17 protein-coding genes are annotated in these 24696 nt (G+C 71.1%); 14 read left to right on the forward strand and 3 right to left on the reverse strand.

Annotated features, from left to right (window positions below; translation table 11 throughout):
* Window positions 1–709: 709 nt before the first annotated feature.
* Window positions 710–1243 (reverse strand): hypothetical protein, encoded by a 534-nt coding sequence (locus ABZX85_RS36515; RefSeq protein WP_355878678.1) that lies wholly within the window; start codon window positions 1241–1243, stop codon window positions 710–712.
* A 338-nt stretch (window positions 1244–1581) separates the two neighbouring features.
* Between ABZX85_RS36515 and ABZX85_RS36520 the strand changes: the two genes are divergently transcribed.
* On the forward strand, window positions 1582–2373 hold the full coding sequence (locus ABZX85_RS36520) for a hypothetical protein (RefSeq protein ID WP_355878680.1): 792 nt from the start codon (window positions 1582–1584) through the stop codon (window positions 2371–2373).
* 228 nt (window positions 2374–2601) lie between these two features.
* Here ABZX85_RS36520 and ABZX85_RS36525 read toward each other — a convergent pair whose 3' ends face one another.
* A complete protein-coding gene (locus tag ABZX85_RS36525; RefSeq protein ID WP_355878968.1) occupies window positions 2602–5436 on the reverse strand; it encodes an AAA family ATPase in 2835 nt (944 codons plus the stop codon).
* A gap of 309 nt (window positions 5437–5745) precedes the next feature.
* Here ABZX85_RS36525 and ABZX85_RS36530 point away from each other — a divergent pair, with 309 nt between their 5' ends.
* From ABZX85_RS36530 to ABZX85_RS36545, 4 genes are all read left to right on the forward strand, one after another.
* The gene (locus tag ABZX85_RS36530; protein WP_355878682.1) at window positions 5746–6207 is read left to right on the forward strand and encodes an Lrp/AsnC family transcriptional regulator; all 462 of its coding nucleotides are present in this window, start codon (window positions 5746–5748) and stop codon (window positions 6205–6207) included.
* 138 nt (window positions 6208–6345) lie between these two features.
* Complete coding sequence (locus tag ABZX85_RS36535) at window positions 6346–9180, forward strand: LuxR C-terminal-related transcriptional regulator (RefSeq protein ID WP_355878684.1); 2835 nt, start codon at window positions 6346–6348, stop codon at window positions 9178–9180.
* 408 nt (window positions 9181–9588) lie between these two features.
* Window positions 9589–10221: a hypothetical protein gene (locus ABZX85_RS36540; RefSeq protein WP_355878687.1), complete on the forward strand. Its 633-nt coding sequence runs from the start codon at window positions 9589–9591 to the stop codon at window positions 10219–10221.
* The gene (locus tag ABZX85_RS36545; RefSeq protein ID WP_355878690.1) at window positions 10218–11996 is read left to right on the forward strand and encodes a prolyl oligopeptidase family serine peptidase; all 1779 of its coding nucleotides are present in this window, start codon (window positions 10218–10220) and stop codon (window positions 11994–11996) included. Before ABZX85_RS36540 ends, ABZX85_RS36545 begins: the two co-directional genes overlap by 4 nt.
* 243 nt (window positions 11997–12239) lie before the next feature.
* Here the strand turns inward: ABZX85_RS36545 and ABZX85_RS36550 are convergent, their stop codons facing one another.
* Window positions 12240–14186 (reverse strand): pentapeptide repeat-containing protein, encoded by a 1947-nt coding sequence (locus ABZX85_RS36550; RefSeq protein WP_355878692.1) that lies wholly within the window; start codon window positions 14184–14186, stop codon window positions 12240–12242.
* A gap of 217 nt (window positions 14187–14403) precedes the next feature.
* On the opposite strand from ABZX85_RS36550, the gene ABZX85_RS36555 reads away from it, so the two are divergent.
* The 9 genes from ABZX85_RS36555 to ABZX85_RS36595 all read left to right on the forward strand — a co-directional run bounded on the left by ABZX85_RS36555 (window position 14404) and on the right by ABZX85_RS36595 (window position 24635).
* Window positions 14404–15744, forward strand: a complete 1341-nt coding sequence (locus ABZX85_RS36555) for an amidohydrolase (RefSeq protein ID WP_355878695.1) — start codon at window positions 14404–14406, stop codon at window positions 15742–15744.
* Complete coding sequence (locus ABZX85_RS36560; protein ID WP_355878698.1) at window positions 15734–16786, forward strand: LacI family DNA-binding transcriptional regulator; 1053 nt, start codon at window positions 15734–15736, stop codon at window positions 16784–16786. Before ABZX85_RS36555 ends, ABZX85_RS36560 begins: the two co-directional genes overlap by 11 nt.
* Window positions 16787–16849: 63 nt before the next feature.
* A complete protein-coding gene (locus ABZX85_RS36565; RefSeq protein WP_355878701.1) occupies window positions 16850–17653 on the forward strand; it encodes a glutamine amidotransferase in 804 nt (267 codons plus the stop codon).
* Window positions 17653–18378, forward strand: a complete 726-nt coding sequence (gene deoD / locus ABZX85_RS36570; protein WP_355878704.1) for a purine-nucleoside phosphorylase — start codon at window positions 17653–17655, stop codon at window positions 18376–18378. Before ABZX85_RS36565 ends, deoD begins: the two co-directional genes overlap by 1 nt.
* Window positions 18379–18466: 88 nt before the next feature.
* Window positions 18467–19567 (forward strand): BMP family ABC transporter substrate-binding protein, encoded by a 1101-nt coding sequence (locus tag ABZX85_RS36575; RefSeq protein WP_355878707.1) that lies wholly within the window; start codon window positions 18467–18469, stop codon window positions 19565–19567.
* A 48-nt stretch (window positions 19568–19615) separates the two neighbouring features.
* Window positions 19616–21175: an ABC transporter ATP-binding protein gene (locus tag ABZX85_RS36580; protein WP_355878710.1), complete on the forward strand. Its 1560-nt coding sequence runs from the start codon at window positions 19616–19618 to the stop codon at window positions 21173–21175.
* Window positions 21172–22308 (forward strand): ABC transporter permease, encoded by a 1137-nt coding sequence (locus ABZX85_RS36585; RefSeq protein WP_355878713.1) that lies wholly within the window; start codon window positions 21172–21174, stop codon window positions 22306–22308. Before ABZX85_RS36580 ends, ABZX85_RS36585 begins: the two co-directional genes overlap by 4 nt.
* Complete coding sequence (locus ABZX85_RS36590; RefSeq protein ID WP_355878716.1) at window positions 22308–23270, forward strand: ABC transporter permease; 963 nt, start codon at window positions 22308–22310, stop codon at window positions 23268–23270. Before ABZX85_RS36585 ends, ABZX85_RS36590 begins: the two co-directional genes overlap by 1 nt.
* A 189-nt stretch (window positions 23271–23459) precedes the next feature.
* Window positions 23460–24635: an esterase-like activity of phytase family protein gene (locus ABZX85_RS36595; protein WP_355878719.1), complete on the forward strand. Its 1176-nt coding sequence runs from the start codon at window positions 23460–23462 to the stop codon at window positions 24633–24635.
* The last annotated feature ends 61 nt before the right edge of the window (window positions 24636–24696 follow it).

Below are 24696 nucleotides of genomic sequence, written 5' to 3' on the forward strand. Positions count from 1 at the left end.
GCCTTCCTCGTCGCGCAGGGCGTCGTCGAGGAGGGTGAGAAGCCGTGCGGCGGTACCGGTGTCCGGTGGGTAGACGGCACAGAACTTGCCCGACTGCGCCCTGGCCGCGTGCTTGTGGTGGAGGAACAGGAAGAAGAACCGCGCCGACACGTGCTTGAACGGCACACGCTCCGAGAAACACGTGTCCGCCACCACGTCGACGACGTCCTGCGCACGCTCCAGGCGCGCCGACACATGGATCTTCCAGCCCTGCTCGGCCTGCCCGACCCGCGAGCCGAGCCACAGCGTCCAGATGTCCTTGTCCACTCCCCGCCAGCCTTCCGGAACACGGCTGGGCGCGAAGCGCGGACCGGGATCGGCCATCGTGCCGAGGGGGGCGTAGTACTGCTCGTCCGCGAGAGCTTCGGCCATGGCGTCGAACAAGGGCGCTGTCTTTCCGTGATCAGACGGCGAGGAGCGGCGGCAGGCTGTCAGGCCCTCCGGCCCAGACAGCCTGACATGCCGTCAGCACTGCCGCCGACGCTCGTCGAGGCGTCGGAGAAAGCCCTCCGGATCCTTCCGCAGGGGCTCCGGAGAGGTTGTCCCCCCGGCTCTGGCAGAACGCTAGGCACGGCGGGTTCGGCAATGGTCAAACGCCGGTCACCGTCAGGGTTCGCTCCTTCGTCGGAGTCTCGGATGCCTTCATGACGGGAAAGCGCGGCACCTTCTTTCAGGACAGGTCGGCCAGGAGCCCGATCTCCGGTGCCAGCGCTCCGGGCTGGCCGAGGGACCGGAAGTCCTCCTCGACCGCCGCCAGGTCGAGGACACCGGCACGGACGGCCCGGTGCCGGACGACCGACCACAGGAAGACGTCGAGGTTCTCGTACCGCGTGTGGGCTTCTATCACCTGCTCTTCGTGGAACCAGAGCGCGACCCGGCCGTCGGTCAGGACGACGTAGTAGTTGCCGCCGCCGTCGCAACCGATGGACCACACGTCGTCATCGGAAAACCGCGTCGTGTAGTCGGAGTCCAGGATCTCGCAGTCGTTGGCCTCGAACTCGAAGCCGTACGACCAGTCGGCGATGTCCAGGAGATCCGCCATGGCTCCCGAGCGGACCCTGCGATCGAAATTGGCCAGCGCGGTCGCGGCGTCATGCGGGAGCCGGGCCAGGAACGGTTCCACGGGGCGTACCGGCTCCGAGAACTCGACTCGAGGCTCATCGGGGAACCAGCGCAACAGATCGGCGTCCAGATCGCTATCCATATAACCGGACAATTGGTCAACGGTAAGAGGCATAGGGGGAGGTTCACCGGCGGAAATCACGCAGCACCACATCTGCTCACCGGTTAGGTACGGGATTAGGTGCTTCCACTGAACCGCTTGCATTCCGGTGCGCGACCTCGGCTTGTCCGGCAGTCGTACGACGGCGGTGCACTGAGGTTCCCGTCGACCCCGCACTCGATGACGCTGACGCAGAGTGGACGGCTGGTGGTGGGCCACGGCGGGGAGCTCGCGGTGCTGGCTCGCCGCTGATGGCACGTCATCGTCCTGGCCCGGGGTGAGTCAGCTACGCGCCATTACGCTCTGTCATGCTTTGGGGGATGAGGCATCAGCAGATTCTGGACAAGCTCGCGGCTCGGGAGATCGTCCAGGCGATGAATGAGGATGTGGCCCGGTGGACCGGCGAGCAGATGGCATACCGCGGCCGGTCGCACGCAGAGGTCGAGAAGGCGGTGATAACGCCGGTTCTCGCCCGTTGGCGTTGCCTGTTCGACGCAGCTGACGCCACGGCGGCGGCCAAGGATGTCGGGTGGGTGGCGCTGGCCACATTGCTCCACAAGTACGGATTCCATGACAGTGCCATCACCGCGAAAGCCCTGACCTCGGTGGACGAGCTCAACCGTCACGTCGTCCTGTCCGACGCGTTCGAAAGGCAGTCCCCGGCGATCAAGGCATTGCTGCGGTCGGCGCCGACACCGCTGACGCGGCGACCGCGAAATACCAGAACGGTCACCTTCCTACGCCCCGGCGACGTTGTCTCCATCCAGCTCACCGGCCGCTTCCACGCCGCCTTCGTCCACGAGCTGCACGGCGCGAACGAATTCCCGGTGATCGAGTTCTACGCCGGCTCCTTCAGCCACCCGCCCACCATGGCACAACTGGCAGGCCGACCGGCGGCCCGAGCAGGCGCTCGCGCCCGCTTCGGCGTTGCGGGCCTTACCTACCTTCCGGACCCCGCCCAGCAAGTGAAGGCACTGGCCTCGCAGCACTCCAAGGCCCCGCATGGAGGCGATCCTCAGCCGGGCGGCGGCCTGTGGAGCCTGACTGACATCATCGACCTGCCAGGGGCCACGGCGGCACTCTTCAACGATGACCGGGAGCCGTACCTTTGAACCGGAGGTCGAGTCTGGCCTCCGAAGGACTCCGAGCGACCCACCACGTAGGAGTCACACGATTTGGTGAGAGGCGGAAGACTGTGCATCGGGGCCCGCCGGGGCAGTTACTGGCTTCATCGGTCACGTTACTGTCGCTGGCGTAGCCGGCATCGAGGTTCACGGTGATCTGCCAAGGCGTACGGGTCACCGCCCAGGTCACCATCGCTCGGTGACCCGGCGGAGGTGTCAGAGGCCGGGCTCCGGACCGGCGTTCGGCAGTGCGGCGACCAGTGCGACCCGGGAGCGTACGCCTGCCTTGCGGAAGATGCGGGTGAGGTGGGCCTCGACCGTCTTGGGCGAGACGACGAGGAGGCGGGCGATGTCGTTGTTGGACATGCCGAGGGCCACCATGCGGACGGGCTCCCGCTCCGACATCTCCGGCAGCGGTGTTTCCGCCTCCCGCGCCGGCCGCGGTCGACGGGCGCCCAGTCGGCGCTGGACGTCCACCGCATCCCGGTAGAGGCGGCGCGCCACCGAGGCATCCGCGAGCGATTTCGCGCGATTGGCCTGCTCCAGCGCCTGATCCAGCTCATGCGTCTGGTCGCGGGATCCGCGTGAGGCGAGTTCCGTGGCGAGCAGCAGCCTGGCCCGGCACTCCATCGGGACCAGTCCGCCGGTCTGGAAACCGGAGACCGCCTCCCGCAGCGGGCCGACGGGATCCGGGGTGCTGTGGGCCCGCGCCAGGGCGGCGTACCCACGCTGTCCGGGCAGGCCCAGCAGATCCGCGTCGAAGGATGCCCGCCGCGCCCATTCGGCGGCCTGGTCGCTGTCGCCCAGAGTTGCCGCGGACCGGGCGGCGTGGGAGTACCAGATCGGTGTGATGGACCGGGCGGTGCCGGGATGCCTGTCGTGCTCCATGGCCGACCGGATCAGCTCCAGGCTCTCGCCGGGCCGGCCCTGGTCGAGCCGGATATCGGCGAGTACGCCGGCGGTGACCGCCCAGAGTCTGCCGCCCGCGCCGAGTTCCTGCACCGCCCGCTCCGCGATCGGGGTGGCGACGTCCGGGCCGTCCAGCAGCGCGGTGGCCCAGGCGCGCAGGGCCGGGGCGAAGCCGAGCAGGGCCGGCCGCCCCATCCGGTGGGCGTCCTCCTCGGCGGCTTCGGCCGACCGCAGCGCGTCCGTGAGCCGGCCGACGCTGACGCTGGCGTAGGCGTGCGCGAGCCCCAGGTACGGCAGGACGAACAGCTGCCCAGTGGTCCGGGCGAGCCGGATCCCGCGCGCCGTGTGGCGCAGCGCGTCGTGATGCCGCTCGGCGAGGGCCTCGGCCCAGCCGAGTTGGGAGACTGTGTCCAGGTGCGGGGTGAGTTCGGTGTCTCCCGTCGAGTCCACCAGCGCACCGGCCTCCCGGGCCCGGTGCAGCAGCGCGGGCACGTCTCCTGCGAAGGCGCTGCAGTGAGTGAGGCGGGCGGTGGCCGCCATCCGCAGGTGGCGGTCGTGGACCTCGGTCGCGTGCCGCAGCACCTCCTCGGCCAGTGCCCGTGACCGGGGGAACGCGCGGCGCAGAAGACTGACCGTGGACAGTTCCAGACGCAGCGGGCTGCTCAGTTCGGCGCCGCCGCCCTCGCCTTCGGCCAGCAGGGCGAGTTCGGCGGTGAGCAGGGACTCCGCCCGGCTGTAGTCGCCGAGATGGCGTTCGACCATGGCGTGGAACGCCACGAGTTCCGTGTCCACCCTGGTGGGGGGTGCGTCGGGCGGCCGTGGGATGCGACGCGGCAGTTCCCGGCATTCGCGCAACTGTCCGATGGCTCCGAGCGAGCGTGCCAGGGACGTCGTCAGCCGCACCCGCAGCCCCTCTCCGTCCTCACGGATCAGGCTCAGTGCCAATCTCAGCCAGGACGCGGCCGCCACGGGATCCGTGTCACACACCTGCTCGGCCGCCTCCGTCAGCAGGCGGACCGCGTCCTGGTCGCCCGGTTCGGCGCACCGGGCGACGTGCGGAGCGCGGTGTACCGGGTCGGCGCCCGCTTCTCGGACGACGCGGTCGGCCCGCGCGTGCGCGGCCCTGCGCCAACCGTGCGGCGCGCCCCGGTGGACGACGGCGCGCAGCACCGGATGCCGCAGGCGGCACCGCCGTACCTGGGTGTGGTCGGCACGGACCAGGTCCAGGGCGATCAGCCGGTCGAGCGCGCGCGTAGTGCTCACCGGATTCCGGTCTGCCAGTTCGGCCAGGTGTGCAGGGTCGAACTCCTCGCCCAGCACGGCGGCGGCCCTCAGGACGTCCTGCTCCACGGCGTCCACCGGGGCGAGTTCACGGGCCACCACGGTCGCCGCCGCCATGACCGCCTCGTCCGACAGGACCCATGGAGCGATCCCACCTGGTGGCACGAGCGGTCCCGGTGACCGGGACAGCACCCGCAGGTAGAGCGGATTGCCGTCGGCGGCCTCGTACAGGAACCTCTGCTGTTCTGCGGTCGCATCGAGGCCGGACAGCTCACCGGCCGTGCCGCGCGGCAGTGGCCCCAGTCGCAGCCGTTCCACCCTGAAGGCGTCGTCCGGATCGGCCAGGCACGCCGTCAGCGCCGAAGACCGCTGCCTCGGGCGTACGGAGCACGCGAGGATCAGCGAGGTCCCGGGTCGGGGATGACGCAGGAGGTCGCTCAGCAGCTCGACGGACTCGTCGTCGGCCCACTGGAGGTCGTCGAGGCTGAGGGCCAGACGACGACCGTCACCGGCCGCCGCCCACAGGAGATCCGCGATACATCGACGCAGCCGTGCCCTGTCCCGGTCCGGGGGACCGGGCGCCGGTCGGTCCGGGCCCTCTCCCGGTCCCGGTTCCCCTCCATCGCCCGCCTCTTTCCCGTGTGCGGTCGCGAAGCAGCGGAGCAGTAACGCCCGGTCATCCGCGCAGATCGCTTCGGCCACGCCGGGAAGTTCCAGGGCCCGGACGACCCCGAACAGCTGCCGGTCCGCTCCCGCCGCCCTCCCCGACAGGACGGTCAGACCGGCCCGTTCCGCCAGCCCGCTCCATTCCGTCAGCAGCCGGGTCTTGCCGATGCCGGGGTCTCCGGTGATCTCCAGCAGCCAGGGCCCGGGTGCGTTCGAGTGGCGACTACCGTCCGTAGCCGTCCGGTCTCCCGCTCACGGCCGATCAGGGGATCTTCGCCGATGGATGACAGCGCTTGGTCCAAGAGCGTGCCCAACAGTGCCTCCCTCTCCACAGCGGTCAGCTGCGAGACCCAGCTTCATCGAACATGGATGCGAATACGTCAGGAGGAGCACGTAATCGCGGCACGTAATCCCCCGCGCCGTCGATGCGGGCGCACATCCGGCCCGCCGCCGCCGAGTTGCTACGGTCGCGTCCGGACGCCCGGGGAGAGGAAAGAGGACCACGTGACGGCCCGTATCGAGCTGGACGCATTCGACAAGAGTCTGATCCGGCTGCTCCAGCAGGACGGCCGCGCCTCCTACACCGACCTGGGGAGGGAGGTGGGGCTGTCCGCTCCGGCCGTGCGGGCCCGTGTGCAGCGCCTGACGGAGCGGGGTCTGCTGGAGTTCGCCGCGGTCACGGATCCGCTGAAACTCGGACTGCCCGTCATGGCGCTGCTCGGCATCAAGATCGACGGTGGGCTCCCGGACATCATCGATGCGCTGGAAGGGATCGACGGCGTGATCTATCTCGTGTCCACGGCCGGCTCCTGCGACCTGTTCGCGGAGGTCGTCTGCCGGACCATGGACGAGCTGTCCGCGATCATCAACGACCGGATCCGCACCGTTCCGGGGGTGCGCGCCGTGGAGTCCTTCCCGTACTTCGGAATCCATGTGCACCGGTTCACGTGGGACATCCCTGACTGAAGCGACAGCGGAACGCCTAGGTGGCGATGGAATCGACGCACAGATGCGTGTGTTGCTTCAGAAACGGAAGTCGAGCAAAGTGTTTTGCAACTGTATGGTTGTCGCATTCAGCGCCCTGTGACCGGGAGGACGGCGCTCATGGCCGTAGTGCCCATGTCGGCTGCCGGAGAGCGCCTCGTCGGACGGGAGACCGAACTCTCCTTGCTCACGCGAACCCTGGAGGCGCTGACACGGGGTCGGGGCTCGGTCGTCGAGATCTCCGGCGAACCGGGCATCGGGAAGACCTGCCTGACCAGGACGCTCGTGGACCTGGCCGCGCAGAGGGGAATCCCCGCGGTCCGCGCCCACGCCCTGCGCGGTGACACCGCCTCGTTGCAGGTGTTCCGTGACGCCTGGGAGTCACGGCGGGCGGCCGGCGGAGCCCGGCAGCCGTTCGACGAGGTCGGTGACCGGCCCGCCGACTGGGCCGCGGGCTGCGTCGTGGTCCTCGACGACGTCCATCTGTGCGATCCGGCATCGACGGCGCTGCTCGTGCGGCTGGTTCGTTCCGTGGTGCCCGCACCCTTCCTGCTCACTCTCGCCTATCGCCCCGCGCAGACCGCCCCCGAGCTACGGGAAGCGCTGGACGACGGAGCGCGGGCGGGCACGGTGACGCGTATCGAACCGAGCCCTCTCGACCCCGAAGCCGTGGCCGCGCTGCTGGCCGACCGGAGCGCCCCGGGAGACTCGGGAGCGCGCACCCCGGCCGCGCTCCAGGAGTTCGCGATCCGGTTGTGCGCCGCGGCCGAGGGCAATCCGCGCTACGTACGCCTGCTCGTCGCGGCGGACTGGCACCCCGGACACTGGCCCGATCGCCCGGGCACCGACACCGCCGGACTGCTGTGCGAGGCGAAACCACTGATCGCCGAGTTCGACGCGCTTTCGCCGCAGGCGGCGACCACAGTGTCGGCGGCGGCCGTGACCGGCAGCCCGTTCCGGCCCGAGGACATCGCCCACATCTCCGGCCTGGGGATGGACAGCACTCTCGACGCGCTCGCCGAACTGGAGCGGACGGACCTGGTGCGCGCGGCCGACTGGAAGGGCGGCCTGGCCTTCCGGCATCCCGTCGTCGGCCACGTCGCGCACGAGCGAGCCGGCCTGTCCTTCCGGCTGCGCGGCCACCGCCGTGCCCTGGAACTCATCACCCGACGGGGCGGGCGGGTCCGCGAACGGGCCCGGCACGCCGAGCACCTGCTGGGCGCCGACGCCGCACTTGCCGCGCGCACCCTGGCGGACGGGGCCGCGGAGATCGCCGCACAGGAGCCGGCGACCGCCGCGCGCTGGCTTCGGCTGGCCCTGGAGTCTTTGCCCGACGGGGGAGCGGATTCCACCGCCCGTAACGAGCTGGAACTCGCCTGCTGTCGTGCGCTGATCGCCGCGGGCCAGCTGGACGAGGCCCGCACCCGCGCGCACGAACTGCTGGGGCGCCGGCCCGCGGCCCTCAGCGAGCGGCAACTGCTCCAGGCCCACGCCGTCTGCGTGGGCGCCGAGCGACAGCTCGGCCGATACGCGGAGGCGGCGGCCATCGCCGACGCCGCCCTCAGCCTGCTGCCCAGACCACTGCCCGATCCACTGCCGGCCGAAGTCGCCGAACTGATCATCGAGCACGGACTGGTCCATGTCCTGCGCGGTACCCACGACCAGGCACGGGCCCTGCTCCGGGAAGCCGTAGGGACGCCGAGCGAGGCGGATGGGACGAGCGAGGCGGATCGCACCGTACTGCGAGTCCTCGACGCCCTCTGCGTCACTCACGCCGGTGACCTGGACGAGGCCATCGAAAAGGTCACGCACTGCGCCAGGCTCGTGGACGCGCTTCCGGATCCGCTCGCCGACCGAACGCCGGAGACCCTCGCCCTGCTGGGCAGCGCCGAGCTCTACCTGGAGAGATTCACCGACGCGGCCCGCCATCTCGGCCGCGGGCTGACAGCCGACCACGGCGGTCCCCAGCGGCCCATCCTGCTCCACCGGCTCCTCGGGCTCGCCATGGCTGAGCAGTGGACCGGTCACCTGGACGCCTCCCAGCGCTACGCCAGGGAGGCCGAGAACCTCGCCCGCTCCATGGGGGTGCGGCCCGCGATCGCCCTGGCACAGGCGATCCGCGCGACGACCCTCGTCTGGGCCCGTGGCGGGGAGTACGCCGACGAGGCCGTAGCGCTCGTCGAGGAGGCCACCGGCGCCACCCCGCCCGGCCACAGTTGGTGGACGGCCTCGGCGACGGGACTGCTGGCACAGGCCCGGTTCCTCGCCGGTGACGCCGCGGGCTGCCGGCGGACCCTGCTGGACAGCGCGGGCAGCAGGCGATTGCCTCAAGTCCGGCCCTTCTCCCGGCCCTTCCTGCTGGCCCTTCTGGCCACGGCCACACTGGAGTGCGGGGACCGCGAGGAGGCAGAGCGTCTGGTCGCAACCGCCGAAGCGGAGGCCCGGCGGCTCGGACTGCCAGTCCAGGACGCCCACGCACGGTGCGCCCGCGCTCAGCTCCACATGAGCGACGGCGAACACGACGCGGCGGCCAAACTCTTCGCACTCGCCGCGGAGGCGTTCCAATCCGCGGGCATGCCGGTGCAGTACGCCTGGACTCTCGTGATCAGCGCCCCCGCCGTCCACGAGGCACACGGACCGGCCGAGGCTCTCGGCCGCCTCGACGCCGCCGAGGCGATCGCACGCTCCCGCACCGCACTGCTCGTACGGGAGCGCGTCACCCGCATGCGCGCCGAGCTGTCGGAAGACGCCCGCGGCGCACACCCCCTCGGCCGGCTCAGCGACCGCGAACGGGAGATCGTCGACCTGGCCACCGCGGGGTTGCGCACCCGCGAGATCGCCGAACGGCTCTTCCTCAGCCCCCGTACGGTGGAGACACACCTGTCCCGCATCTACCGCAAACTCGACGTCTCGTCCCGGCTCGCGCTGTCCGACCTCGTGCGTCGGACCGGGTAGGTGCACGGGGTCAGGGGCCCGGTGGGTCGGGTTTCGCCGAACCGAGCACACACGCCGTTCATCCGGGTGCCGACGCCCTGATCGGCACCGCAGGCGATGCCCTGGACGAGCGCTGAGGGGGGGACAGGATCCTCCCCTGCGAAACAGAGCTGATCCTCACTGCGGCGGCCGGCACGGCCTTACCCGACGCCGGACAGGCCATCGAGCACCGTCATCCCGGCGCAATCGATGGGGTTTCCCCAATGCTGCGGGAAGCGGCGATGCGAAGAATCGACCGTGTTCGCGGGAAGGGGCGGCCGTGGGACGGCTCCCACCCTTCCTCCGGAGTTCCGCGCATGCTCGATCCTGGAGTTTCTTGTGGTGGTGGGCAGCCCTGGGGCTGGAGAGACCGGTTTTTCGCTGTGGGCGTTGGTGCGATCCGTGGTCGACGACTCGGGCGTGCCGGACCGGGAGACGGCCGAGGGCGGCTTCTGGCGCCAGGCTGGGCCCGTGGAGCGGAAGTTCCGGGTGCAGGGCTGGAAGCTGCACGTCTCCGTGACTGCGCTCTCGGCCCCCGAGGTCCTGTTCCGGGCCGCGCGAGTGCTGGTGCGTCGTCGGTGTCCGTTCAAGTTCTCCGCTCGTGCCGAGCACGTCGAGGAACTGACGGACACCCGGTACGACCGTGCCCAGTGCGGCAAGTTCATCACCGCCTACCCCCGTGACGACGACGAGTTCCGGACCCTGGCCGGGGAACTCGACCGGGCCACGGCCGGGCTGCCGGTTCCCCGCATCCCGTCCGACCGCCCTTACCGCACGGGCAGTCTGGTCCACTATCGCGACGGCGTGTTCCGTGGCGTACCCCACCTGACCAATGAGGGCGTGCACCAGGCCAGGCTCCGGGCCCCCGACGGCAGCGGGACGGGTGTCACCGTCGACTACGGTGTCGGGCCGGCCGGGGCCGTCTCCGTCCTGTTGCGCATGAGGGAGGGCGGTCCGCGCCCGCTGCTCGACGACGCCGGAGAGCCCGCACAGGCCACCGCGTTCGAAGGGGTGCCCGCATGACACCCCGAACCATGCACCGCGACTACAGCGCGTTCTCCCCGAACGGGCTGCGGGCGGCCTGCGTCGCCAACGACGAGGCCGGCGCCCGCCATCTGGAGACGTGGGAGCTCACCGTGGCCGGCCCGCGCAGAAGACTGCGGGTCGCCCTGGACCCGGACCTGCCCCTCACCCAGTGTGTGGCGCTCGACGACGGCCGGGCCCTGCTCTCCTGGCGGGAGCCTGACGGAGTCCAGTACGTCGACCTGTTCGACCAGGCAGGCGGACGCCGCCCGCTCGGCCCCTGCCCGGCACCACTGCGTCTGCTGTCGGCCCCGGACCTGCCCGGCTGGGTCGCCACGGCCATCGCGTACGGTGCCGACGACCACTCCACGGTGTTCCGGGTCGGGGACCACGAGCCCTGGCTCACCCCCGTCACCCGGGTACCAGAACCGCTGTGGGGCGCGGCGGTGGCCGGCGGCTGCCTGGCGGTCACCGCGGTGGTCGACGGGACACCGACTCTCCTGCGGATCGACCCCACCGCACCCGAGGGCTGCCGGGTCACCCCGCTCACCGGCGCGGGTACCGCAGCCCGCGTCCTACTGTCCCGCGCGGGCCGGGTGCTGCTGGCCATGGACACCGACGCCGGTTCGCGCCTGGGATGGGCGACCGGCACCGCCGTACGTCTCCTGGACGGGCCGTGGACCGCGGATGCGACCGTCACTCCGCTGGCTCTGGACCCGACGGGAGGCGTCCTCGCCGCCGCGGTGGACCGGGGCGCGCGCTCCGAACTCGCCCCGTACGACCTGGAGTCCGGTACCGCTCGCCAGGTTGCCTCGCCCCCTGGCGTTCTCGGGCCCGAGGCGGCCTGGACCGACCGGGGACTGCGGCTGCCGTTCTCCGGCCCGACCAGGCCCACCGTCTTCGGCTGGGTGGGACCAGGGGAGAGCGAACTATGGTGGGTCGCCGCCCTGCCCAAACGGCACCCCGCCCGTCTGGAGACACTGCCCGGCGCGGTGGGTTCCGTCGAAGCCGTGGTCTACGGACCGGACTGGCGTGGCGGCGCTCCGGTGGTGATCGCGTTGCACGGCGGACCCGACCGGCACTGGACGCTCGGCTACGACGCCCTGTTCCAGCTGTTCGCCGACGCCGGCCTCGCCGTGATCGCGCCCAACCAGCGGGGCAGCACGGGCTACGGACGCGAACACGCCGATGCCATCCGGGGCGCATGGGGCGGACCCGATCTCGCCGACATCCGTGCCCTGCGTGCCTTCGTCGACAGAACGCGTGGACCGGGCGTGCCCCGGCCGGCGGTGTACGGCACCGGCTACGGCGCCTTCCTGGCCGTGCTGGCGACGGTCGCCGACCCCGAGGGCTGGTCGGGCTGCGTGGCTGTGGCGCCGTTCAGCTCGGTACCGGCGCTGTACGCGGACGGCTGTCCGTCGACCCGCCGTCTCATCGACCGACTGGCAGGCCACGGTGACATGGACGACGCGCTCGGACCACGCGACCTGCTACGGCTGGCCCCGCGCGTCCGCACGAGGATGCTCCTCCTGCACGGACGGCTCGACGAGACCGGCCCCGTGTCCCACACGCGCGCGCTGGCGCACCACCTGATCGACGCGGGACACGGCCATGTCACCTACCGGGAACCCGCCGACCGGGGCCACATCGCTTCCGGCGCCCTCGCGAGCGCCCCGCAGGCGCGTGAGATCACAGACTTCCTGGCCCGGCCCGACACCGCACGACCGGTGCCGAACTCGCCCGCGCGGCAAGGGAGGCGGGCGCCGACACCGTGATCGGACCTCTCGGCGGCCAGGACGCCGAACTCGGCGACCCGGCGACCTCGTTGTCCGCCGGAGGCCGGAGAGCGACAACTGCTGGTCCGCGCACGGGCCTTCGCCTCACCGGACCGGGTCGTCATCCTCGACGAAGCGGCTGCGCACCCGGCACCGGGAGACCCACCCGCAGGGACGCTGCTGCTGACAACGGGGGGCGCCGGACCACGGCGCCCCCCGTAGCGGCACTGTGCCGTCCATGGGTCACGGTGTTTCGAGCGCGCCCAGCAGCAGGGTGACGACGCGGGTGACCGCGGACCACTGTCCCGGGCTGAGTTCGGGGTAGTCCTCGGCGACGGAGGCCGGGACGGGAATGTCCTCCATACGACACGCCACGTCGGAGACGAGTATGCCGGTGCCGGTGATCCTCAGCCCGGATCTCTCCCGCTCGGGGGCATACGAGGGCCCCGGCACAGAGCCGTACTCCAGGTGCTCGGCACAGGCAAGGTTGTCGGGGCTCTCCGAGGACGCCGTCAGCAGGGCATTGCGGAATCCGGTGGTGATGTCGGTGGAGGCCCCGGTGCCTCTGGCTCCCAGCAGCATCCGGATGAGGTCCTGGCCGGTTCCGGTCGCGCGTACGGCGTCGTCGGTGTGGAAGAGGCAGTGCCGCAGCCCCTCACACCAGAAGAGCGAGGCGCCGGAGAAATCGGCACGTCCGTGGAAGGAAGCGCGCCCGCCGCGTGAACCCTCCAGGCAGAAGACGACGCCGGAGCCGGACGCCCCGGTGCCGAACGAGGCGTCCGCGAACGTCGTGCTCCCGTGGAACTGGGTCCCGGTGAAGTCTCCGTGAGCCAGTCGGCATCCACTGACGTCGAAGTCGATCAGTGTGGCCCCGGAGAGCCGTAGGCGCATGTCCTCCCAGAACGGTCGGTCGGCGGAGGGACGCGTACGGTCGGCGAGCAGCCGCTGAGCGGCACGTCGCATCCGCACGTCGGCGAACTGGGAAGGGGTGAGCGCGAAGATGTCGGCGGTGACCTCGAAAGCCAGCGGCGTCCGCAGGTACGCGCAGACAGTGTCGATCACACGCTGCCTGAGATCGGGCCGGCTGTCCCCGAGCTCACCGAGGACACGCAGGCCGTCGAGGCGGACCTCGGGGTCGGGGTCGGCGAGTTGACGATGGTACGGCGCGACGGACACATCGGGGACCAGCCGCCGGTGACCCTCCCGGCCGGCGCCCGGCGTGGCCGCGGTCCAGCCAAGGGGCCAGTCCTGTCTCTCGGCGCCGTTCGCGTCGGAAAGCCGGGCACCGGTGAGGTCAGCCGCAGGCTGCGTGAGATGGACACGTCCGCCGAAGACGGCCCGCTGGAACAGCGCCTGGCCGCCGAAGCGCGCCTTCCAGAACCAGGCGGCCCTCGCGAACCGGGCGTCCGCGAAGGACACGCGGTCGTTGAAGCGCGCCCCGTCGCCGCCTTCCTCCCAGGTCTCGTAGTCGACGGCCAGGGGCCAGTGCGGATCATCCTCGTTCGGTTCGTCCCAGGCGACCGGACGCCGTGCCTCGGCCCCTTCCCACGCCGACCCGTTCTCGAGGAGTTCGTCCCCGGCGAGCTCGTCCTCGCCCCGTCCGAACCACGCGACATCCTGGAAACAGGCGCCCGAGAAGTCGGCGCACGCCCGGAACCTGGCCCGCCCGAACTCGGCCGCGTCGCCGAACCGGACACCCGGGAAGCATGCCTCCTTCTCGAAGACCGCCCGCTGGAACAGCGCCTCCCCGGCGAAGCGGGCACCGTCGAACACGCACCCGTCACGAAAGTGCGCGTCCACAAAGCGGGCCCGGCCGAAACGGCAGCCGCTGAAGTCGACGTCCGGCAGCACGGCACCGGTCAAGTCGATGTCGAGACACTCCCCGCAGCCGGTGCCGCACCCGGCGCCCGCCGTGACACCTGCGGGTACATCGCCGGTGGCGGGATGCCGGCGCGCCAGAACGGCGAGCACCGCGGCTGCCTCCACCCTCACCCCCACGCAGTCGTCAGCGGCTTGCGCGGTGAAGCCGCGCAGGTAGCGGCAGACGACGTCGGCCACGGCCAGCCGCCGCGCGGGATGCTTCCGGGCCAGCGCCTCCAACTCCCGCAACGCGGGCAGGTGCACATCGGGGTCCGGTCCGGCCAGGCGGCCCGCGGCGTGCCGGAAGGCCTCGGAAACGTCCGGTCGCATTCTCGGCGGTCTCCTTGTGGTCGACATTTCTGATCACAACATACCGAACACATGTCTGACGGCTGGTGGGCCGGACAGCCGGCTCGCCGGGAGCCTCGATCGAACCGCTGGACCACGTGGCGGCCGGCCGGCGAACCTCGCGGAGCCCCGCGAGACGGGGGTTGTGCAAAACGTTTTGGGTCCATAGCGTCCGGTTTCAAACGGAAGGATCCACATCATGCGCCGACTGATCGTGACCTCCTGCTCGGTGCTGGACGTGCCCGAGCAGGGGCCGTGCCGGGTGGTACCGGACCAGGACATCCTCGTCGAGGACGGGGTGATCGTCTGGGTGGGCGCGTCCGGCTCGGGGCCCGACAGTGCCGGGGCGGAGACCGTGGACGGTTCGGGACTGGTCGCCGTACCGGGCCTGGTGAACGCCCACACGCACGGCCCGATGACGCTGATGCGCGGCGCCGCCGAGGACGTGAGCGTCGAGGCGTGGTTCAACGAGCGGGTGTGGCCCATGGAGGTCAACCTCACCCCTGCCGACGTCGGTCTGGGGGCGGCGCTGGCCTGTGCGGAGATGCTGCTCAGCGGGGTGACCACGTTCGCCGACCACTACTTCCACGCCGAGCGGATCGCCGACGCCGTCGTACGGAGCGGAATCCGGGCCGACATCGCGCCGACCTGCTTCAGCAGCCGGGGCCGAGCGACCTTGGAGGAGAGCGCCGAGACCGCCGTCGCCCTGCACGGCACGGGCGCCGGACGGGTTACCGCGTCGCTCGGCCCGCACGCGCCCTACACCGTGGCGGACGCCGACCTGGTCCGGCTCGCGGAGCTGGCCCGGGAGAACGGCCTGCGGATCCATATCCACGCCGCCGAGCACCTGGAGCAGACCGAGTCGAGCCTGGCTCGGCGAGGCGTGACCCCCATCACGGTGCTGGAGCGGACCGGCGTGCTGGAGGCCGGCGCGCTGATCGCGCACGGGTGCGGCATCGTTCCCGAGGACCTGCCGACGCTGGCGGCGCACCGCGACCGTACCGGCGTGGCCTGCTGTCCGAAGGTCTATCTGAAGCATGCCCTGCGTCCGCTCACCCCGGTGCGGAGCCTGCTGGACGCCGGGGTCGCCGTCGGGGCCGGGACGGACGGGGCCGCCGGGCACAACACGCTGGACGTGTGGGAGGCGATGCGGCTGGTGGCGCTGACCCAGAAGCAGGCGGAGCGGGACGCGACCTGGATGACGGTCTCCGAAACGGTACGGCTGGCCACGCGGGGCGGGGCGCGGGCGCTGGGACTCGGCGACCGGATCGGCGCTCTCGAACCGGGCCGGGCCGGCGACATCGTGCTGATGGACCTGAGCGGCGCCCACTGCCGGCCGTTGCACGACCCGGTGGCGGCCCTCGTCTACAGCGCCCGCGCGAGCGATGTACGCACGGTCGTGGTGGACGGGCGGGTCGTGGTGCGGGACGGCAGGCTGCTGACGCTGGACCTGCCGGCGCTGCTGGCCGAGATCGAGGCACGCGTGCCCGCGCTGTTGGACACCTCGCACGGCAGGGCGGTGCAGCACTATGACCCCTGAGCCGGACGACGATCGCCGTCGGGTGCGGCGGCCCGCGTCCATCAAGGACGTGGCCGCCGCGGCCCGGGTGAGCCCGACCACCGTCTCGCACGTGCTGAGCGGCAACCGGCCGGTCGCGGAGGACACTGCCGAGCGGGTTCGTACGGTGGTCGCCCGGCTCGGCTACGTGCCGGCCTCGACGGCCCGCAACCTGCAGTCCGGTTCGACCAGTGTCATCGGTCTGCTGGTGCCCGACATCACCAACCAGTTCTTCGCCGAACTCGCCAAGGGCGTCGACGACGCCGCCCACGACCTCGGCTACGGCGTCATCCTGTGCAACACCGAGTTCGACCCGGACCGCGAGGACCGCTATCTGGAGATGCTCCGCGGCCGGTTCATCGACGGCATGGTGTACGCCTCCGGTTCGCCGCCCTCCCGTGGCCGGCTGGCGTCGCTGCTCGGACGGTTTCCCATTGCCCTGGCCGACGAGGTGGTTCCCGGGCTGCTGGAGCAGACCATCCTGGTCACCGCCGACCACCGGGCGGGCGGTCGGCTGATCGGGCAGCACCTGCGGGAGCTGGGCCATCGCCGGGTGCTCGCGCTCAGCGGCCCGGGGGACCTGGTCAGCAGCCTGGAGCGGATCGCGGGTTTCCGGGAGGCATTCGGTGACGCCGGTGTCATCGAGGCCGAGGGTGCCTTCGTCGAGCGGTCCGGCTACAACCTGGTCGCGGCGGCACTGGAGAGCGGCGGCCCCCGTCGCTTCACCGCGGTGTTCGCCGCCAACGACCTGATGGCGCTCGGTGCGGTCGCGGCCCTGGAGGACGCGGGCCTGCGCGTCCCGGACGACGTCTCGGTGGCGGGCTTCGACGACATCATGCTCGCCTCCCGGGTCCACCCCCGCCTCACCACGGTCCACCAGCCCGCCTACGACATCGGCCGTACGGCGGGCGCCCAACTGCTGAGCTACGTCCACCGTGACGAGGTGCCCCCGGCCTCCCGGCACATCCTGCCGGTCCGGCTGAAGGTCCGCGCCAGCACGGCGCCCATGAGTCCCGCGCGCTGACCGGGGCGACGAAGCCCCGTCGGCACAACACAACCCGAACACCACAGGAAAGGTCGTGCGGCGATGCCCCATGTCCTCGTCGTGGGTGAGTCCTGGTTCACCCACTCCGTCCACCAGAAGGGGTTCGACTCCTTCTTCACCTCCGAGTACGTCGAGGGAGCCCAGGTCTTCCTCGACGCCCTGCGCGACCGTGGCCACACGGTGACGTACGTACCGGCGCACGAGATACCGAGCCGCGTGCCCACCACGGCCGAGGGCCTGGAGGCCTACGACGTCGTCGTGATCAGTGACGTGGGGGCCAACAGCTTCCAGCTCGTGCCGGAGACCTTCGCCCGCTCGGTGCCCGTGCCGGACCGTACGGAGGCGCTGCGGGCCTACGTCGAGCGCGGCGGCGGTCTGCTGATGGTGGGCGGCTACCTCACCTTCACCGGAATCGACGGCAAGGCCCGGTGGGGACGTACCCCGCTGGCGGCGGCGCTCCCGGTCGGTCTGTACGACCGGGACGACCGGGTCGAACTGCCCGCCGGAGCCGCGCCCAGGGTCGTCGCCCGGCACCAGGTGGTCGACGGGCTGGATCAGACCTGGCCGGATCTGCTCGGGCTCAACGAGGTGACGGTACGGGACGGCGCGGACCTGCTCGCCGAGTGCGCGGGTCATCCGCTGCTGGCCGTGGGCGGCTACGGCGCGGGCAGGTCGGCGGCCTTCATGTCGGATCTGGCACCGCACTGGGCCCCGCCCGCGTTCCTGGGCTGGAAGGGCTACCCCGAGCTGTGGGACCGGCTGGTCCACTGGCTGGCCGGGACCCCGGCGGGGGAGAGCGGCACCGTGGCGGGGCAGACCGGCACGCCGGCGGGGGAGGGTGCCTGATGGCCACCCCGCACATCTCCGCCGCCCCCGGTGACTTCGCGCCGGACGTGCTGATGCCCGGCGACCCGCGCCGGGCACGCCGTATCGCGGAAACGATCCTTCAGGACGCCCGGCTGGTCACCGACGTACGCGGCATCGAGGGGTACACCGGAACCTACCGAGGCGCGCCGCTGTCGGTGCTGGCCTCTGGCATGGGAATGCCCTCGGTCACGATCTACGCCACCGAACTCTTCCGCTTCTACGGCGTGCGCGCCATCGCCCGGGTGGGTACCGCGGCCGGTCTGCCCGCCTCGGTGGGCCTGCGTGACGTCGTCGTGGCCACCGCCGCCCACACCGACTCGGCGATGGGCAGCCGCCGTATCGACGGAGTGCACCTGAGCCACACGGCCTCCTTCGACCTCACCGCGGCCGCCGCGCGGGCCGCTGCGGGCGGCGGCGGGTCGGGACCGCGCGTGCACATCGGGCCCGTGTTCACCACCGACCACTTCTACCTGGAGCGTCCGGCGCTGTTCGAGCGGCTGGAGGCGCACGGCACCCTGGCCGTGGAGATGGAGGCCGCCGGCCTGTACGCGACCGCCGCGGCCGAGGGAGGTCGAGCCCTCGCCGTGCTGACGGTCAGCGATCACGTGCGTCACCCGGAGGCCCTCACCGCGACCGAGCGGGAGACGGACTTCGACCGTGCCGTCACCATCGCGGCCACGGCGCTTACGGAAACAATTTCCTAACACGGGGCTCATAGCCAAAACGTTTTGCATTGCATAACTTTCGGCCAATGGCGAAGAACGGTCCCAGCGTGAGAAAGAGATCGGAACAATGAACAAGATCAGAATTCTGGGTGCTGTCGCGGCGCTCTCCCTGACACTTGCCGCATGCGGCGCCTCGACGGACACGGACTCCGACTCCGCTCAGTCCGGGAAATCCGGAAAGCTGAGAATCAAGTTCGTCATCAACGGGAACCTCGGCGACCGCTCCTTCTTCGACTCGGCGTACGCGGGCCTGAAGAAGACGGAGCAGGACCTCGGGTACAGCCTGAAGGTCGTCGAACTGGGAAGTGACCGCACCAAGTGGTCCTCCGGGTTCGAGGACGCCGCCGCCGGCGACGACTACGACGTGCTCGCCGCGGGCACCGTCGACACCGTCGGCTTCGTATCGAAACTGGCCCCGGAGTACCCGGACAAGAAGTTCTGGATCTTCGACGGATCCGTCGACTACACGGGCAAGAGCGGCTGTTCCAACAAGTGCGCAAACGTTTACTCCGTCACCTTCAAGCAGAACGAGGCCGCGTATCTCGCCGGATTCCTCGCCGACAAACTCGTCGCCGCCAAGCCCCTTCCCGGCAGTGCCGGAAACGGAAAGGTGGGCGTGATCGGCGGAGTGAAGATTCCGGTCATCGAGGACTTCGTCGTCGGCTTCAAGGCGGGCTTCGCGGCGGCGGGCGGAAACCCGTCCTCCGGTGTCCTCGTGCAGTACGTCGGCGGCGACAACCCGTTCGGTGACCCGGCCAAAGGCAAGCAGATCGCCTCGGCCATGTACGGGCAGGGAGCCGAACTGGTGTGGCCGGTCGCCGGTTCCTCCGGTCTCGGTGTCTTCGAGTCGGCGGTCGCCGCCAAGCGCTACACCTTCGGTGTCGACTCCGACCAGTACAAGACGCTCACCGACGCGGCTCAGCAGCAGACCGTCGTCACCTCGATCCTCAAGAACGCGGGCAACGCCCTCTACCTCGCGGCCAAGGCGAACAAGGCCGGCACGCTGGACTACGGGAAGCCCGCCGCGGTGGGCCTGGCCGAGGACGGCGTGGGCTACGTCGACAACGCCAACTTCGACAAGCTCGTCCCCGCCGCCGTGCGCGCCGAGCTCAAGGACCAGGCCGCGAAGGTCAAGTCCGGTGCCGTCAAGGTCCCTTCGGCCTTCTGACCTTCTTCCGACCTTCGAGGAACGCTGGTGGAAACCATGGGCAGAACCGTGGACAGAGACGACAGAACCGGGGACGACCCACCGCCCGCCCTGCAGGCCACGGGCCTCGGCAAGACCTACCCCAACGGCACCCGCGCCGTCAGCGACGTCGACCTCTCGGTACCCGCGGGGGAGATCAGGGCGATCGTCGGCCAGAACGGGGCCGGCAAGTCCACGCTGATGAAGCTGTTGTACGGACTCGAACAGCCGTCGGCCGGGCAGATCGGCGTGCACGGCGTGCCGGTCAGGTTCACCGGGCCCCAGGACGCCATCGCCCTCGGCGTGGGCATGGTCCACCAGAACCTCATGCTGGTCCCGTCGTTCACGATCGCCGAGAACGTCGTCCTCGGTGTCGAGCCGGGCCGGGCGGGCCGCGTCGACCGCGCGGCCGCCGCCGAACGCACAGCCGCACTGGCCGCGGAGTCGGGACTCGCCGTCGACCCGGAAGCCAGGGTCGACGCGGTGTCGGTGGGGATGCGCCAGCGCGCCGAGATCCTCAAGGCCCTGCACCGGGGCGCCCGCATCCTGATCCTCGACGAGCCCACCGCCGTGCTCACCCCTCAGGAGACCACCGACCTGTTCACCGCGGTCCGCCGGCTGCGCGACTTGGGCATGACCGTGCTGTTCATCTCGCACAAGCTCAAGGAAGTACGTGAGATCAGCGACCGTGTCACCGTCATGCGCGCCGGGTCGGTGATCGGCACCGTGCGCACCGAGGAAGCGACGGCCGAGCAGCTGGCGTCCATGATGGTCGGCCGGGAGATGTCCCTCGACGTGCCGAAACCCCCGGCGCGCCCGGGGGAGGGAGTGCTGCGGGTACGCGGACTGTCGGGTCCCTCGGTCCACGGTGTCTCCTTCGACATCGCGGCCGGGGAGATCGTCGGCCTCGCGGGCGTCGAGGGCAACGGCCAGACCGAACTGGTCGAACTCCTCGCCGGGCTGCGCCGCCCCACCGCCGGATCGGTCACCGTGGACGACGCCGACGTCACCCGCCTCGATGCGGCCGGCCACCGCCGGGCCGGTGTCGCCCACGTGCCCGAGGACCGGCTGTCCAACGGGGCGGCCCTGGACCGCTCCATCGCCGACAACCTGATCGTCGACCGCCACGACCGGCTTCCCGTCGCCCGCCGCGGCGTCCTGCGCACCCGGCGCGTACGTGAGCTCGCCGAGGACCTGATCGGGCGTTACGCGATCCGCGCCCCGCATCCCGACACGGCGGCCGGAGCACTGTCCGGCGGCAACCTGCAGAAGGTCGTCGTCGCCCGCGAACTGTCCGCCGGGCCCCGCCTGCTGCTCGCCGCACAACTGACCCGGGGCGTCGACATCGGCGCCATGCACTTCATGTACGAGCGGCTCATCGAGGCCCGGGACGCGGGCGCGGCGGTGCTGCTGGTCTCCGCCGACCTCGGCGAACTCCTCGCGCTCTCCGACCGGTTGCTGGTCATCAAGGACGGCCGTCTCGCCGCACGCTTCGACGACCCGGCCGGACTCACCGAGGAGAAAGTGGGCCTGTACATGCTCGGCGTGGAGCGGCATCCGGACGAGCGGCTCATGGCAGGTGTCCGATGACCTCGACCCTGGGACCGGCCGCCGAACAGCAGGGCCGGCCCGAGGCGACAGCGGGCCGCAGGGAGTTCCTGGCCACCCGACGCCGTACCGTGGCCGTCGAGCTGACGATGACCGTACTGACCGTCGCGGTCGCCGTCCTCATCGCCTTCCTGGTGGTCCTGGCCACCGGCAAGGACGCCACCGGCGCCCTGAACGCCCTGCTCACCGGCCCGCTGGAACGCACGCCCCGGATCGGCCGCTGGCTCGCCGACGCCACCACCTTGGCGCTGCTCGGCCTGTCCGTCGCGATCCCCTTCCGGGCCCGGCAGATCAGCCTCGGCGCGGAGGGCCAGGTCTACGCTGGCGCCCTGGCGAGCGCCCTGGTAGCGATCAACCTGCACCTGCCGCCCGTCGCCGCAGTCCTGGTGCCGCTCGCCGTCGCCGCCCTCGCCGGGGGCGCGCTGGGCGCGGTCCCGGGGGTGATGAAGGCCCGCCTCGGCGCCAACGAGATCGTCGCCACGCTGATGCTCAACGCCGTCGTCGTACGGGTCTTCGACTACCTCCTCACCGACCACCTCAAGGCGCCCGACAGCACCGCCGTGCAGTCCGCCCCGGTGCGCCCCGACTCGGCGCTCCCGCTCCTGTCCGACTTCTTCGGTGTCCCCCTCGACCAGGCGAACATCGGGTTCTTCGGCATGCTCGCCGTCGCCGCGGCTGTGTGGTTCGTGCTCGCCAGGACACCGCTCGGCTACCGCATCCGGATCACCGGCTCCAACCCGGACTTCGCCCGGTACGGCGGTCTCGACGTACCGCGCACCATCGAGTGGAGCTTCGTCATCGGCGGCGCGCTGGCCGGTCTCGCCGGAGCACACCTCGCGCTGGGCGTCTACGGCGGGCTGCAGCCCGACATGGCCGGCGGCCTCGCCTTCGAGGGCATCGTCGTCGCCCTGCTGGGCCGCAACAACCCGATCGGAGTTGTCGCCGCGGCGCTGCTCTACTCCTACCTGCGGGTCGGCGGCGACGTGATGGAGCAGCAGACCGACGTCGGCTCCGACGCCGTGACCATCATCCAGGCGGTCATCGTGCTGCTCGTGACCGCCCGCGCGCTGCCCGAACTCGTCAAGCGGTACCTCGCCCGAAGGGAGGCCCGCTGATGGGTCCCGTCCTCGACGCCGTCCTCAGTACGGCATTCCTCGCGGCGATCCTCGGGGTGTCCACCCCGTACGTCCTCGCCGCCCTCGGCGGGCTCCTCGCCGAGCGGGCCGGAGTGCCCAACATCGCCCTGGAGGGCTCGATGCTGGCCGCCGCCTGCACCGGCGCGCTGGTCGCCGGATACAGCGGCTCGGTCTGGGCCGGCGCGGCCTGCGGCATCGCCGCCGGCGCGGCACTCGCGCTGCTGCTCGGCGTCCTGCACCTGTACCTCGGCGCCGACGCCATCATCGCGGGCATCGGCCTCAACCTCCTGGCGGCGGGCGCGACCTCGTACACCGTGTACGCGCTGCTCGGGGACAAGGGCGGTACCAGTCGGCTGCACAGCGGCGCGCTGCCCTCGGTCCGCATACCGCTGGTCGAGGACATACCCGGCCTCGGCGCGGTGCTCAGCGGGCAGAACGTGCTGACCTGGGCCGCCCTCGCGGCCACCCCGGTGGTCGCCTGGCTGCTGTACCGGACCCGGCTCGGCTTCCACCTGCGCGCGGTCGGCGAGCACCCCGAGGCAGCACGCTCGGTCGGCATCGACGTCCACCGGGTCCAGTTCCGTGCCCTCGCGCTGAGCGGCGCGCTGGCCGGGGCGGCGGGAGTGTTCCTGAGTATGGGCGCCGTGTCCTTCTTCGTCACCGGCATGACCGCGGGCCGCGGCTACATCGCCCTGGCCGCCGTCTTCCTCGGCGCGCTGCGCCCCTGGGGCGTGTTCCTCGCCGCCCTCGGTTTCGGCACCGCCGAGGCGCTCGCCGTCCAGCTCGGAAACCTCTCGATCCCCTCCCAGCTCGTCTCCGCCATCCCGTACGTGTTCACCCTCCTGGCCCTCGCGTTCTTCGCCTGGCGCCGCCGCCGCACATCACGAACCGCCGCCGCTCCCGCTCCGCTCACCGACCTGCCCGCTCTCAAGACCCCATGACAATGCCTGGCGGCCTGTGTGACCGGAGAGGCGCGTAACAAGGGCGAACACCCGGCCGTCGTATCCGTCTTCGGCAAGAGACGGCGGTCGGCCGGCGGCCCGGAGCGCCGGTCCGTGGAAGCCGATTCCCCAGACCCCCCAAGGCCCCCCGTGCTCACCGCGAACCATTCGACATCGTACGGAGACCCCATGACCATCCGCGCCACCCGCGCACGGATCACGGCCACCGCCACCGCTCTCGTCCTCGCCTCCCTGCCCGCCCTCGTCGCCACACCGGCTGCGGCCCACGACAACGGCGTCAGGCTGGCCTTCCTCGGCGAGCGGGAACTACCGAACGCGATGCCCTTCCAGGACACCACCGTCGGTGGTCTGTCCGCGATCAGCTACGACTCGACGTCGGGCACGTACTACCTCATCAGCGACGACCGGTCGCAGACCGACCCTGCCCGCTTCTACACCGCTCGCATCGGTTTCGCCCACGGTGCCCTCGGGGACGTCGAACTTACTGGGACCCACCCGTGGCTCCGCGTGGACGGCACCACCTTCCCGCCGACCTCGACCGCCACCTCCACCGTGGCACCCGATCCGGAGGGCATCGCCGTCGACCCGCACGACGGCAGCCTGGTCTGGACGAGCGAGGGGGAGCGCATCGTCCCCTCCGGTGCGCCGGCTCTCCTCGGGGATCCCTGGATCCGCCGTGCCACCACAACCGGCGCCTACACCGGTCAGCTTCCGCTGCCCCCGCAACTGCACATGAACGCGCAGCAGTTCGGCCCGCGCCAGAACCAGACCCTGGAAGGGGTCACCTTCACCCCGGACGGCCGGCGGATCGTCACCGCCATGGAGGACCCCCTTTACCAGGATGGCGAGGACCCCACCCCCGAGCACGGCGCCCTCACCCGCATCACCGTCCACGACGCACGCACCGGGCTGCCGCTGGCCCAGTACGCCTACCCACTGGAACCGCTGTTCGCCACGCCCCCGGCGGGCAGCACCGACACCAACGGCGTCAGCGACATCGCGGCCCTCGGCCGCGATCGTTTCCTGGTCCTGGAGCGCGCCTCGATCTACAGCGACAACGACTGGAAGGCCCGCATCTACCTGGTCGATCTACACGGCGCCACCGACGTGCTGGGCCGGGACTCCCTCACTGGAGCATCGACCCGGTCGCTCAAGCCGGCCCGCAAGGCGCTCGTGACCGACCTGTCCGACGTCCCCGGGCTGTCCCGTGTCGACAACGTGGAGGGCGTCACCCTCGGCCCCCGCCTCCCGGACGGCAGCCGCACTGTCGTCCTGGTCTCCGACAACAATTTCGCCGCACGCCAGGTGACCCAGGTCATCGCCTTCGCCGCGCACGGCATCTGATCGCCTACGCAACCTGAAAGGAGGTGCTGTCGTACCCGCCAGGGCTGCGGGGGAGCCTGGA

Source organism: Streptomyces sp. NPDC004539, from assembly GCF_040610055.1.
Classification (GTDB): Bacteria; Actinomycetota; Actinomycetes; order Streptomycetales; family Streptomycetaceae; genus Streptomyces.